Source organism: Microbacterium laevaniformans (assembly GCF_016907555.1).
Classification (GTDB): domain Bacteria; phylum Actinomycetota; class Actinomycetes; order Actinomycetales; family Microbacteriaceae; genus Microbacterium; species Microbacterium laevaniformans.
Window position 1 is genome coordinate 2,874,889 of record NZ_JAFBCE010000001.1, and the last position, 12,739, is coordinate 2,887,627.

The window sequence follows — 12,739 nt, forward strand, 5'->3', positions numbered from 1 at the left end:
AGGCGTGCGATGTCGCGAGGCGCGCAGCTCACGACGGGCGAGACTTCCTCAGCGAGAGCAACCACTCGACTCGAGCAGGCTCGGACCCAATCGGTAGACACAACTTCACCGGCATGAAAGACTGATTAGTTAGCCACACGGAGGGTCTGGTCGATGTCACACGCCGACGGCAACACGGACTGGGGGCGGATCATCAGCGACATGATCGCGCGCAACACCGCGTCCGCACCCACCCATCCCGGCGTCTATCGGATGCCGTGCGGGAACTGCTACGTGGACTTCTTCGTCGCCTCGGACGGCACCGAACGGTGGCTTGTCCCCGGTGATGAGCGCAGCTACACCCGCGACACCGTAGCCATCGCTCGCCACGGCGAGCACCCATGGGAGCGGATGTACACCCTCGGCCATGCCGCCGCCGAGATTCGCCGCCGCGCGACCGCCAACGACGCACAGGTTCATGTCCTGATCGATGAGCTGGCAGCGGTCGCGGCCGCGGAGGATGCGGCGGAGGACGAGGAAATCGCCCGCATCGTCCGGGAGCGTCCCGCAGACAGCGCGGAGGTCCCGCTCTCCGACCTTGCCCGGAAATTCGGGATCGATCTCAACGAACTCTAGGAACATCTAGCGGTGTCTACCGAAACGCTAGACACCGCCAGATTCTGCAAGACATCGGTCATATGCGAGGAGCGCCAGCCGTGAGTGAGTATCCGTGGTTCGACTTCGACCGAGTTGACTACGTCACCGCGGACACGCATTTCAGCCACGCTCGGATCAGCGAACTCGCGGAACGTCCATTCACCACCGTTGACGAGATGAACACCGCGCTCATCCGCCGCTGGAACGAGACGGTCGGCCCGACAGATGTGGTGCTGCATCTCGGCGATGTCGCGCTCGGGCCGATCGAGGAATCGATCGCTCTCACCGCGCAACTGAACGGTCGCCGGTACCTCGTCCCCGGCAATCATGACCGGGTGTCGCCGGCGACGCAGTCGAAGAAAGCGATCGAACGGTTCGCGCCCCTCTATGAAGCAGCCGGGTGGACGATCCTGTCAGAGGTCATCGAAGGCACCCGGCGCGGGTACCGGATTCTGGCATCCCACTACCCATACAGCGGCGACTCGCACGGCACCGACCGGCTTACGACGCACCGGCCGCGCGGGGACGATGGTGTTCCGCTGCTGCACGGTCACACGCATGCCCGCGATCACGGCCCGCACGGGCACGAGTTCCACGTCGGCATCGACGCACACGACTTCACGCCCATCCGCTTCACCGTCATCGACGAGTGGATCCGCAGCCTCCCGGGCATCGAGACGCGCCTGCAGTCCGCGACCCGGGAAGCGCGCACGGTGCTCGCCGATCTCTTCGGCGCCGAAACACCGGGGTCAGACGCGCTGTTCTACATGCAGGGATACAACGAGCTGGTCATCGTTCTCGAGGAGCTTCTCGACGCGCTCCCTCACGACGAACAGCACGGGTAGCCGGAAACAGATCGTTCGCGGTCGGGCCAGATCGGAGAGTGCGGGTCTCGGTCCGATAGCGCACCCATCCCTGCCTGCACCAATGCACCATCACAAGACTCCGGACCGCCCGCGACGACCACGCCTCCTCATGCGCCGCGTAGTCGGGGTCCTGGGTGGCGAGTTCGGTGAACAGCTCGCGGAACGTCGGCGGTTCACCGTGCTCACGGGTGTATCGATGGATGATCTTCACTGCACGGCGCGCCCACCTCGGCGAGGTCTCGGCTGACGTGAGCTCGGTGAACAGCGGGGCCAGGTGAGGTGCCGACCACGGCTTGTCGGTCCACCCGGAGTTGTTCCACTGCATCGTGTCGGGCTGGAGGACCGGCTCGCCATCCTCGGTAGAGCCGGGGCTCACCGCCGCGCCTCGGGGTCGACGGACGCGCGCAGTGAACCAGCGGGTGTGGTCGGCGGGGAGCTGAGCTCAGTCTGTGACCCGGCGTCCTCCGTCACGGCCATCAGCGCCGCGGTGTACTTCTCCCCTGTCACCTTCATGCGCTCCCGTGCTGCCCGTTGCAGACGACTGGAGGTCCGCTTCTTCTCGGTCATGATGCCTTCTTCTCTTCGGTAGGTGATGTGGTCTGGGTATGGGGGTCGGCGGCGAGGGCGCGATGGAGCTCGCGAGCGAGCCGTTCGCCGAGTGGGGTGAGGCGCATCGGCCTGTTGCGTGCCGCGGCAACGAACAGGCCCCCGCCGACGTCGGCGCCGAGGCTTGCGAGCTGGGCGCTCAGTGAGCTTTGGGTCGTGCGGATGGTCGCCGCGGCGGCGCGCACGTTGTCGTGCTGTGTGGCGATGAGGAATCGGCGCGCGCGTTCGATGGGGTGGCGGCCGACGAGGGCGCGCTGGAGGAGCCGTGACCGGCCGGCCAGTGGGTGAGGGGTGCGGTCGTGTGGGCCGGGTCGCATCGTGATGCCTGCCGCTTGGATGCGGTGCGCGATCGTGGGAGCGCTGCAGCCGACGAGCGCCGCGATCTGTCGCAGCGTCATCCCTTCCTTCTCGTACCGCTCGCGCAGCCAAGCCTCGTCGATGACGAACGTGGTGGGCCGTCCGCGGCGGAGGGTGCTGTTGCCGTCGGCGAGCACACGCGACACCGTCTGCCGCGATACTCCCGTCCGCCGTGCGAGCTCATAGGTGGTCGCGCCCTCACCGTATTGGGCGATGAGTTCGCGGCTGCGAGATGGTGTGTCGAGGGCGCCACGGACGGGTCTGGCCGTCGCCCACTCACCGACGGGGTCGCTGCGGACGGCGGGTTCGATGTGCGTCGACAGCGGGGGCGCCCAGCTGAGTGGCTCGTCGATCCCTCGGCTGAGCAGGAAGGCGCGGCCGATATCGTTCAGCTCGCGGCGCACGGTGTCCGGCAGCGTCTTCGTGAACGTCGTGACCGTCCGCGGAGATATCCCGGCCGCGTCCCATGCTTCCGGTGCGCGTCGCATCGAGTTGCCTGTGATGGCCCGGTAGAGGTGGGCGCGCGCATGGCGGTGTCGGGCGCCGGAGCCGGGTTGGACATTCAGTCGGGCGCAGAGCTGTTGCCATTCCTCTTCGGGAAGGAGTTCAGTGCAGTCGAGTCTGCGGCGGCGTGCGTAGTCGATCGGTGTCTCGTGGCTGTCGAGGTAGGCGGCGAGGTTGAGGATCGCCGCGAGGGCGGGCGTCTCCGCGCCCGGCCTCCCGAACTCGCGCATCACATGAGTGACCTGACGAATGGGCGCCGTCGAGTCCAGGAGGGCGAGGGCCGCGGAGTGGGTCAGACGGGTGCCGGTGAACACGACGGCCGCGGCCAGCGCGGAGGCGGCGACGTCGCTGTTGATGCGGCGTGGGGTGAGCGCGTTCGTCCATTCATCCCAGAGTTGTGCGGGCACCTTCCGTGCCCGCTCTTCCGGGTTTACGTCCGAGGCTGGCGCAGCTTGTAGGAACAGCGTCGGTCGTCGGGTGCGGCCGAGGGACGCGGCGATCAGTCTCTGCAGCTGCGGCGTCTGACCGGTGTACGACGTGCTCACCGCGAGGCGCCCAGCCAAGAGCCGAACGGCACGGTCGGCGTCCTCGAGGGCGGCGATCGCGACCGTCGTCCCGACCGCACCGCCGGCCGCGGTCGGAGGTCCGGCCCACGTCCACGCATGCTTATCCCGGGGCACCACTTCGAGGAGCCCCGTTCCCAGCTCCGGCATGTCTAGGTCGCCGCCATCGCAGAGCGTAACTCCTGCGGCGCGGGTGAGGAGGCGGATGTCTTCGAGGACGGTGATCGCGGGTTGCGGGGCGTCCGCGTAGATCCCGAACCGGCCCTCGCCGGTGGAGAGGATCTGCATCATTCGGCGTTGCGCGTGGAGCGCCGCGTCGGGCGCGGCGATTCGTTCGGGATGCGCGGTGAGGTCGCCGCGGCAGCGGCTCGCGATCGGCCCTGTCCCGGCACCGGCGACGGGATTGTGGCAGTGCCCGGGATGTGGGATCCCGGCGAGCGGGTGACCGGTGTGGCGCGGTGGCTTGTGGCACACCGGGCATGTGTCGGCGAGGATGCGGCGGTGCCTCACGCACGCGAAGGTGAACGGGAACTGCCACGACATCCGCCACCTCCCGCCGGAGTCCGCGAGGCACTCGGGGCAGTACCGTCCCGCCATCCCGCCGACGGGGCAGCGGAAGCTGATCCTCCCCTGGCGGGTGTAGCGGATCGCGTGCCGCGCGAACCGCATCCGCGTCATCTCCTGGAACTGCGCCGCCGGGATCCCCGTCGACCGCTCCAGCCGTGACGTCTGCTCATCGGTGAGCTCGGTCGCCCACTGCGCGGCCATCCACGACGTCGCCGACACCGCCCGGCCGCCCTCCTGCTCCACCAGGCCGAGCGCGCACGCCATCTCCGCGACAGTCGCGCGGTTCGCGGCCGCGGAGGCCTCCAGCCAGGAGTCGAACGGCTCATCCGGCAAGGGGCGGACCCGGAACGGGAGGACACGCACGGTACCGGACGTCTCGCTCATCAGGCCGCCTCCTCACCGGCATCTTCGGCGCCGTCGCTCGTCAGGCGGCGCCGACGCCGCTCACGGCGTGCCCGATCCTCCCGGTCGTGCTTGGCCTGCAGCTCGGGGCGCTCCGTTTCGGCTCCCTCGTCGATGCGGATGTCGTCGAGGAGCTGCCGGTCGATTCGCTCGACGCCGGTGCGGATGGCGCGGGACGCGCCGCGGCGGATGAGGTCCATGAGCGAGCCGATGTTGCCGGTGGTGCGGGCGAACAGGTACCGCGACATGTCGACGAGCATCCCCTCGTGTGCATCCGCGAGCACGAGGGCCTGTTCGATGTGCCAGAGCAGGCTGTCCCACTCCTGGCGGGTCTGCGGCTGTACGGGTCGAGGCTGAGCACGGTCCAACGCCGGAACGTCTGCGCCATCGCCGCTTCCTTCCCGGTCGCGCCCTCGCCGACGAGGCCGCGTTCGCGGAGCGCGACACCGGCGAACAGGAAGGTGGCGCTGTACTCGTTGGACAGCCACTTCAGCTGGTTCGCGACCTCGACACCGTCACGGGTGCGCATCTGGATGAAGTGCAGATCGTCGATGATCACCAGACGGGTGTCGTGCCGTTCGATGCAGTCCGCGGCTGCCCGCGCCAGATCCCGGCCGGCCATCGAACGGTGCAGGATGCCGGCGGTCGCGGGGTGCGCGTAGAACCCGAGGATCATCATGTGCAGGCCCTTGATCGTGAGCCGCCCTGGGACGGTGATGTGGCAGACCGGGAGGTGGAGGATGTCGCGATCCTCGTCGAGGTACTCGCCCACCTCTGCGATCCGCTGCCGGTGGAAGTCACGCCCGAACGTGTTGACCACCGTCGACTTCCCGAGGGCCGGCGGGGCGTCGAGGGCGGCAGCGGATTTGACCCGGTCGGAGTCCTGCAGGTTGCTGTCCAGGATGTCGCCCAGCTGCAGGTGCACGCCATGGACCTGCCGAGTGCGGAGCAGGATGTTCGCGTGCCACGCCCGACGCTCCGCGTTGTACCGCGCGAACTCGTCCGGGCCGAGCGCTCCGAGCTGCTCCGGGGTCAGCGACGTGGGCTTCTCGCGCGGGGGGCGTTCGGCGAAGTCCTTCCATCCCTCGTAGGTGGACAGGCTCCGCTGCCGGCAAGGCGCGTCAATCTCGCCTGAGAATGTGGTGGTCATTGGATCATCTCCATCGGCTCGAAGTGGTAGTCGGATCGGATCGTGGGCTCGTCGATGTCGTCCTCGTCGTCGTCGTCCCCGGTTTCGGGGATGTCGACGCGTTTGCGTGGGTCGCGGACCTCGCCGGTGAGTTCCTGGCCGAGGTCGGTGGTGGGGTTCAGTTCGGCCTCGAGCATCCGCTGCACGGTGCGCAGCGACCACACTCCGTCGGCCGCGGGGTCCTTCTCGTTGAGCTGCGCGGCCATTCGGGAACTCATCCGCCGCTCCGACGGGGTGAGTGCGCGGCCCGCGCCCCAGTCTTCGAGCAGCTGCGCGGCGAGGTCGTCGACCTGGGAGGGGCGGCCCTGGCGGATCGCGATCTTCTTCGCGTACTCCAGAGCGTCGAGGCTGAACGGCGTGTCGAAGGCTCCCTTGTGCTCCCACTCCAGGGTGTGCCAGGTGCCGTCCTCGGGGTCGTGGAAGTAGATCTGCGTCAGGTCGTCGGGGTTGACCACGAACGGCCACTCCGTGCCCTTGTCGCGGTGGAGCGACCGGGCACGGTTGCGGTACTTCGCGACCGAGTCTCCCGTGTAGCGCAGCTTGTGGATCTCGACGCCGTAGTTGTTGAACTGCCGTTTGACGACGGGGAGCAGCTCGAGGAGAACGCTCCGGTCGACAGGCATCCGCATCTGGCCGGCGACTGCGAGTCCCTGGTCGTACTTCTGGGCGGGGCTCACGTGGACGCCCGGCAGGTTCGGGTCGCCGAGCGAGTCGTGCGGGCGCATGTGGTAGACGGTGGCGACCCATTCGCGGATGATCTGCTCGAGCTGCGGCACCGTGTACACGGCTTCCGCTTCGACGTCGTCGCCGCGGCCGGCGACGTCCGCACCTTTGTATCCGGGCAGTTCCTGAAGCAGTGAGTCGAGGGTGCGGAAGAACCGTTCGACGGGGCTCTTGTCGGTGGGTTGGTAGATCCGCGCTGGCTGGATCGAGATGCCGAGCCGCGCATGCGCTGGTCACGTGCTCCGACAGGAACGGTCGACCATGGTCCACGACGATCGTGTTGGGAAGGACGCCTGCGCGGGTGAATCGGGACACCTGCGTCTTCGTCGGATCGACGAGCAGCGTGTGCGGCAGCCCGTGAAACGGCCAACGCGCTGCGCTGCCCCACCCGGACGGCACGTCGAAGGGCTGCATGGCCTCGAAGAGGACACCCGCGACGTCGATGGACTCCGTCGACCCTGGGGTGAGGCGCAGCCCGAGGATGCAGCGCGAGTACACATCAATGGCGACGGTGAGGTCTGCGCACACCCACTTCCCGGTAACCGGTGCGACCGCGAACACGTTCAACGGTGTCGTGTCGAGGAGAACGACGTCTCCCGGATAGCTTGCGGTGAGGCGCCCAAACGGTGCCGGCGGGCGGTTCGCGATCGACCTCTTGGATTTCGTCGGCCCCGAGAAGGTGCCCCGGCCCCGATCCAGCTCGCTGAGCGCCCGGTACCCGCTGGCGGTCGACGGGATCCGGACCACGTCCGGCCCGTGGAGGCGCTCGACTCGCGCCTGGATGCGAGCCAGGATGATGCGCTTCTGGACCTTCGACTCCAGCGCCTGCTCGTCGAGGACCGTCTGCGCGGCGTCGATCCAGCGCGGATCGAAGTTCTTCAATCCCATCCCCGGCTGCGCGTTGCGGGTGTCAACGAGCCCCGCTTCGCCGACGTCCCGGTACCGGGCGACCCATCGCTCGATCGTGCGAGGCGATACCCCGAGCTCGTCGGCCTTCGCCTGCTGACGTTTGCGGAGTGCCAGCTGCGGGTGAAACTCCAGCCGAGGCTCGCCTTCGCGGGCAATGCCCGGTGTACCGGACTTGTATCCCGTGAGGACCTCCCGGACATGGTCGGCGCGCTCGGCGGCGGTCGCCTGGGCCGAGCCCGTCGCATCCGACCACAACACGGCGATCGGCGTCGGCGACGGCCCCGCCGACGGGCGCCCTGGGATGCGAGCCAGCCCACCCTCCTGCGCAGGACGGAGGACGTCGATCATTCGGAGACGGCGGTGTCGACCGGTTCGGTCACGCACGACGATCGCACCATCGGCAATCTCGGTGATCGTGCACGCCTCCCCGTCGTAGATGAGATCGGTCCCGGCCCGGAGGGTCCATGTAGCACTCATGTCTATGCTCCGCGCCCGCTCAGGCCGCGTCCGGGCAGTCGGACGGGAGGAACCGGAACGGGTGCGCAAGGACGGCGGGCATCCCCAGTTCGTGCAGGTCGGTCGGTCCCCGCCCGGCCGCCGCTTTTATGTACTCATCCACGTCGCGGAAGTGCGCCTCCACGCGCACCTTGTCGCTCTGCAGCTCGATTCCAACAGGGCCCGCATCGACGGATGAGGGCTTCGCCGGCGTCGGGGCAGGTGGTGCCGAGGATTCGGAATCAATGGATGGGAGGGCATCGCCAGCACTCATCACGGCGTCGGCCCATAGGCAATGCGTGTGTCCGTTCGAGTCGCGGACGATGACGGTGGAGCCGATGATCTTGACGATGATCGCCTCGACGCCAGCATGAGTGAAAGTGTGACCGGGGCGAGGGTGCTCTGGAATGCTCATTGCTTCTCCAACAGGTGAGTGGTGCTCAGCGGATAGGACAGGTCCGTGCGCAACTGTCGCTTCCACAGCAGATGCAGCACGAGGGAACGAGCGAACTGGGCGTCGCCCGCGATCGGCGTCACGGTGCGGACCGCTTCTCCGAACGTCATTGGACCGGTGAAGGCACGCACAGCGGCGCGGACCTCATCGGCACGGAACTGGAACTCTCGCCGATAGCCGGCAAGGAACTGCACGTTGGTGAACATGACTGGGTGGGGCTCGGTGAGAACGCGGTACTCCCACCCGTGTCGTTCGATCACGCGTCGCGACCAATCCAGTGAGTCGCGCACGGCAGGTAGCCCGAGCTTCGCCTCGGGCTTCACATCGACCACGCACACAGAGTGGTCTGCGTGGGCGACGAGGTAGTCGGGGATGTGCTTGCGCGTTTTCCCGCGATCATCGCCTTGCATCAGGAACGGTTGGGAGAGGATCCACGTCACGCGGGGGTCGAAGTCGAGCAGGAGCAGGTTCGCGTACTCCAGTCGCGACTCGTACCCCACCGGATCCTGCATCGTCGTCGACCAGTAAGACCCGGACATGTGCTGCTGCTTGCGATACCAGCGGAAGGTCCTCCACGGGATCGCCGCATCGAACAACGCCAACCGAGCGTGAGCCAGCTCCACGACGTCGACCAGAGAATCCCGCTTGCGGATCCGGATCGTCGACGTCCCGACGTTCATCAGCAGCCGGTCTCAACACCCACGCGCCGCGGGCAACGCGACCAGCCGGCCCGTTCGACTCTCAAGCGGCGGCTCAACATGCGGCAATCCTCATCCCAGGCGACCGATCCCCGACATACGGGACGGATACAATAAAACGTACAACTTGTTGCACGTTCTGACTCTTGTCAAAACGTAAGACGCGTCTTGCGCTTCAACGGCGGGACGAAACCGATGAATGTCGTATTCACTGGCTATCGATATATGAGACAGTCCAAGATTGACCTGTCAGGGATAGGCAGGAGTAGCCACGACGCGGTGCCCGCGGTCGAGGTGCTACGCGGCGTGCAGAGGAGATCATCGTGACGACCTGTGGGACACTCGGGGCATGACCATGGCCGACCCCTACACTCCCGAGAAGTCGAAGGCGCTCTTCGGCAACAGTCACATGTCGACCGTCATGCTCGAGATCGCCTCCCTGGGCGGCGATGAGACCTTCTCCCCGAAGCAGATCATCGAAGGCACGGGACTTCTCGGAAGTGTCGTGCACCCGCTCATCCACCGACTCACCGACGCCGGCCAGATCGAATACCTCGGGCGCGGTCCCGACGGCAAAGCCAAGATCTACCGCGCCCGCCGCACCCACATCTGGGACGCGATGAAGAAGTACGCCGACGGCGTCGACGACGACCTCGCCGAGCTCGCCAGCTGACGGCCGTCGGCGCGACTACGCTGAACGGATGTTCTCGCCGGGCCTCACTGTCACCGAGTTGAGCGAATCCGCGCAGCGTGGCAGGCGCTTCGCTCCGGTGCGCGAGCGCGATCTTGAGCCCTCACTTCGATCGATCGCTCTGCGGTTGCCTGGCGCAGCGGAGGGACTGGTATTGGCGCCCGAGTTCCGAGGCGCGCGTGGTGTCGTGGATCTGCTGGCAGTCACGCGCGTCGCTGACAAGTTCATCGAACGCACCGAACTCGGCGCGCCGTACATCACGTCAGAGGCAGACAGCGCGGTGCTCGCGAGATTGTCTCCGCGTTTGACGAGGACCGCAGCGAACGTCGCTAGGGCGGTTGGGATGACCGATCGTCAGGCGTTGACTCGGCTCAGGGCACTCTGCCGCGCCGGCGCGGCTGAGCAGGTCGGAAACGGATACCGGCGACGGCACGGCTTTGACCCGATCGGGCGATCCTATGCTTTGGAGGCAAAGGTCGATGACTGGAGAAAGGGCCTTTCGCAGGCGATGCGATACGCGTCCTGGGCCGATGCTGCCGGCGTCGTGCTGCTCGTCGAGCCTCCGAACCTGACAGCGGTCCGCGCCCGATTCCGAGCGTTGCGAATCGGCCTGGCTATCGGCGATTCATGGATCGTGCGGCCGGTGATCGGTCGTCCCGATCCGGGCCGTCGACTTGCCCTCTCCGAACAGCTCTCGTCGGACATCGGGGCGTCGCTTCGTCGGACCGACTCTGCCTAGAGTCCCTCTGCGGTCGCGTAGGTCTCGACAAGCGTGTCCGGGTCCTCACACCACGCGCGCTTGTCGTTCTGTCGCACGATGCCTGGCACGTTCCGCATGATGTCGTCGAAGTCGCTGGCTGCGGTTGCATACCGTTGACGCATCTCCGCGACGCGACTCGATCGGCCTGTGATCGCGCTGACGTCGCGTACGACACGGTTGAGCTGGTCGAGGTGATGCATTCGCTCCACGTTGTCGCTCGCTGGCATGGCCCCTCCGCGAATGGCATGCGCCCGGGAGGGATTCCAGCGCTCTATGGCCTCAGCGGCGTCGCGTCGCAGCACCGCGTGCAACCCGCCCTGCGTTACGTACGAGGGGCCTTGACCCCGGATCGTGGACACGGTGTCATTTCGGTTATGCCGCTTCCGTGAGGGTAGCTGATCTCGCGGCCGCGTAGGTGTTCTCGTAGCTGTTCGGGGTGATCTGGCCGATCGCGGAGTGGCGTCGGCGCGTGTTGTATCGGTTCGTCCACCGGAACACGGCCCGGTAGGCGGTGGCTTGATCGGGGAACGCCGACGCGCCTTGGAGGAGCTCGCGTTTGAGCGCGGCGTTGAAGCTCTCGGCCAGCGAGTTGTCGGCGCTCGTGCCCACCGCGCCCATGGACTGGGTCACCTTGAGCTGCTCGCAGAGTGCTGCGTAGGCTTTCGACGCGTAGACCGAGCCGTGGTCGCTGTGGAACACTGCGCCGGCCAGCGATCCGCGGTCGCGGTGCGCGCCGCGGAGAGCGCCTTCGACGAGTTCGGTGCGCATGTGGTCGGCGACCTGCCAGCCGGCGAGCTTGCGCGACCCGAGGTCGATGCAGGTCGCCAGATACAGGTTGCTGCCGTCCGCGATGGGGAGGTAGGTGATATCGCCGACATACCTGCGGTTCGGCTCCCCGGTGCTGAAGTCCCGCCCGACCAGGTCGGGGAACTTCCGTCCGGACTGGTCCGGGATCGTGGTCTTCACCCGGCGGCGCAGTCGGATCCCCGCGAGCGCGTGTTCCCGCATCACCGGGCCTTGACCCCGGATCGTGGACACGGTGTCATTTCGGTTATGCCGCTTCCGTGAGGGTAGCTGATCTCGCGGCCGCGTAGGTGTTCTCGTAGCTGTTCGGGGTGATCTGGCCGATCGCGGAGTGGCGTCGGCGCGTGTTGTATCGGTTCGTCCACCGGAACACGGCCCGGTAGGCGGTGGCTTGATCGGGGAACGCCGACGCGCCTTGGAGGAGCTCGCGTTTGAGCGCGGCGTTGAAGCTCTCGGCCAGCGAGTTGTCGGCGCTCGTGCCCACCGCGCCCATGGACTGGGTCACCTTGAGCTGCTCGCAGAGTGCTGCGTAGGCTTTCGACGCGTAGACCGAGCCGTGGTCGCTGTGGAACACTGCGCCGGCCAGCGATCCGCGGTCGCGGTGCGCGCCGCGGAGAGCGCCTTCGACGAGTTCGGTGCGCATGTGGTCGGCGACCTGCCAGCCGGCGAGCTTGCGCGACCCGAGGTCGATGCAGGTCGCCAGATACAGGTTGCTGCCGTCCGCGATGGGGAGGTAGGTGATATCGCCGACATACCTGCGGTTCGGCTCCCCGGTGCTGAAGTCCCGCCCGACCAGGTCGGGGAACTTCCGTCCGGACTGGTCCGGGATCGTGGTCTTCACCCGGCGGCGCAGTCGGATCCCCGCGAGCGCGTGTTCCCGCATCACCCGAGCGACCCGCTTATGATTCACCCGCCCGGCGGCGGGGACGCCGTCGTTGAGGTCGGCAGTGATCCTCGGTGCCCCGTAGGCGCGGTCACCACCCTGCGCGGGGTCCTGCAGCACCCGGATCCGTGCCGCCAACCGGGCGTCGTCCGCGGCTCGCGCGGCCCGTCCCGGGGCTGCGGCCAGCCACGCGTAGAACGAGGACCGGGCGATCTCGATGACCTCACACAACCGCTTCACGCCGTAGGCGTCCTTGTGGTCCTCGACGAACTGGAAGCGGTTCACCAGTTCGTCTCCGCAGCGAAATACTTCGCCGCCTGACGGAGGATGTCCCGCTCCGTCTCGAGCTTGACCTGCTCCGCTCTCGAGACCGCTAACTCGGCTTCCAACCGGATGATCCTCGCCGCCTGCGACTCCGACCGCACCGACACCGGCGGCGACACCGAACCGGCCGCAGCGGTCCCGGATCCGAGCTTGTCGACCCATTCCTTCAACGCACCACGGGAGATCCCCAAATCGGCCGCGATCGCTTTCAGCGTCGCGCCCGGCGTGGACTCGTACAAATCCACCGCACGCTGCCGGAACTCGTCCGTGTAGTTCTTCCTTGCCATCCCTCAGATTCTCGCTTCCCC

General features: G+C 67.2%; 11 protein-coding genes and 2 pseudogenes. 4 read left to right on the forward strand and 9 right to left on the reverse strand.

What is annotated here, in order from left to right:
• Positions 1-201 precede the first annotated feature (201 nt).
• Together JOE53_RS13865 and JOE53_RS13870 are read left to right on the forward strand one after the other, a co-directional pair.
• Positions 202-615, forward strand: a complete 414-nt coding sequence (locus JOE53_RS13865) for a zinc ABC transporter ATPase (RefSeq protein ID WP_233449588.1) — start codon at positions 202-204, stop codon at positions 613-615.
• An 80-nt stretch (positions 616-695) separates the two neighbouring features.
• Positions 696-1,481: a metallophosphoesterase gene (locus JOE53_RS13870; protein WP_204948060.1), complete on the forward strand. Its 786-nt coding sequence runs from the start codon at positions 696-698 to the stop codon at positions 1,479-1,481.
• Positions 1,482-1,874: 393 nt separating this feature from the next.
• Here the strand turns inward: JOE53_RS13870 and JOE53_RS13875 are convergent, their stop codons facing one another.
• From JOE53_RS13875 to JOE53_RS13900, 7 genes and pseudogenes are all read right to left on the reverse strand, one after another.
• On the reverse strand, positions 1,875-2,069 hold the full coding sequence (locus tag JOE53_RS13875) for a hypothetical protein (protein ID WP_101305229.1): 195 nt from the start codon (positions 2,067-2,069) through the stop codon (positions 1,875-1,877).
• Positions 2,066-4,483 (reverse strand): TniQ family protein, encoded by a 2,418-nt coding sequence (locus JOE53_RS13880; protein WP_204948061.1) that lies wholly within the window; start codon positions 4,481-4,483, stop codon positions 2,066-2,068. Before JOE53_RS13880 ends, JOE53_RS13875 begins: the two co-directional genes overlap by 4 nt.
• Entirely contained in the window at positions 4,483-4,869 is a 387-nt protein-coding gene (locus JOE53_RS14865; RefSeq protein ID WP_233449590.1) for a hypothetical protein, read from the reverse strand. The genes JOE53_RS13880 and JOE53_RS14865 overlap by 1 nt, the downstream gene beginning before the upstream one ends.
• A gap of 134 nt (positions 4,870-5,003) precedes the next feature.
• A pseudogene (locus JOE53_RS15225) lies at positions 5,004-5,651 on the reverse strand (hypothetical protein); the annotation flags it as partial.
• The gene (locus tag JOE53_RS14875; protein ID WP_233449592.1) at positions 5,648-6,475 is read right to left on the reverse strand and encodes a hypothetical protein; all 828 of its coding nucleotides are present in this window, start codon (positions 6,473-6,475) and stop codon (positions 5,648-5,650) included. The gene JOE53_RS14875 and the pseudogene JOE53_RS15225, both read right to left, overlap by 4 nt.
• A 1,343-nt stretch (positions 6,476-7,818) precedes the next feature.
• Complete coding sequence (locus JOE53_RS13895; RefSeq protein WP_204948062.1) at positions 7,819-8,232, reverse strand: hypothetical protein; 414 nt, start codon at positions 8,230-8,232, stop codon at positions 7,819-7,821.
• Positions 8,229-8,951 (reverse strand): TnsA-like heteromeric transposase endonuclease subunit, encoded by a 723-nt coding sequence (locus JOE53_RS13900; RefSeq protein ID WP_204948063.1) that lies wholly within the window; start codon positions 8,949-8,951, stop codon positions 8,229-8,231. The genes JOE53_RS13895 and JOE53_RS13900 overlap by 4 nt, the downstream gene beginning before the upstream one ends.
• Positions 8,952-9,318: 367 nt before the next feature.
• Here JOE53_RS13900 and JOE53_RS13905 point away from each other — a divergent pair, with 367 nt between their 5' ends.
• Both JOE53_RS13905 and JOE53_RS13910 read left to right on the forward strand, forming a co-directional pair.
• Positions 9,319-9,642, forward strand: coding sequence for a hypothetical protein (locus JOE53_RS13905; RefSeq protein WP_204948064.1), 324 nt, complete (start codon positions 9,319-9,321; stop codon positions 9,640-9,642).
• A gap of 28 nt (positions 9,643-9,670) precedes the next feature.
• Entirely contained in the window at positions 9,671-10,399 is a 729-nt protein-coding gene (locus tag JOE53_RS13910; protein WP_204948065.1) for a hypothetical protein, read from the forward strand.
• A 393-nt stretch (positions 10,400-10,792) separates the two neighbouring features.
• Here the strand turns inward: JOE53_RS13910 and JOE53_RS13915 are convergent.
• Positions 10,793-11,431: pseudogene (locus JOE53_RS13915) on the reverse strand (IS3 family transposase); the annotation flags it as partial.
• Between the two features lie 40 nt (positions 11,432-11,471).
• Positions 11,472-12,718, reverse strand: a protein-coding gene (locus JOE53_RS13920; RefSeq protein WP_204946851.1) for an IS3 family transposase whose coding sequence is annotated in 2 segments (ribosomal slippage) — positions 11,472-12,406 and positions 12,406-12,718 — 1,248 coding nt in all. Because the reading frame shifts where the segments join, the coding sequence is not laid out codon by codon here.
• Positions 12,719-12,739: the final 21 nt, after the last annotated feature.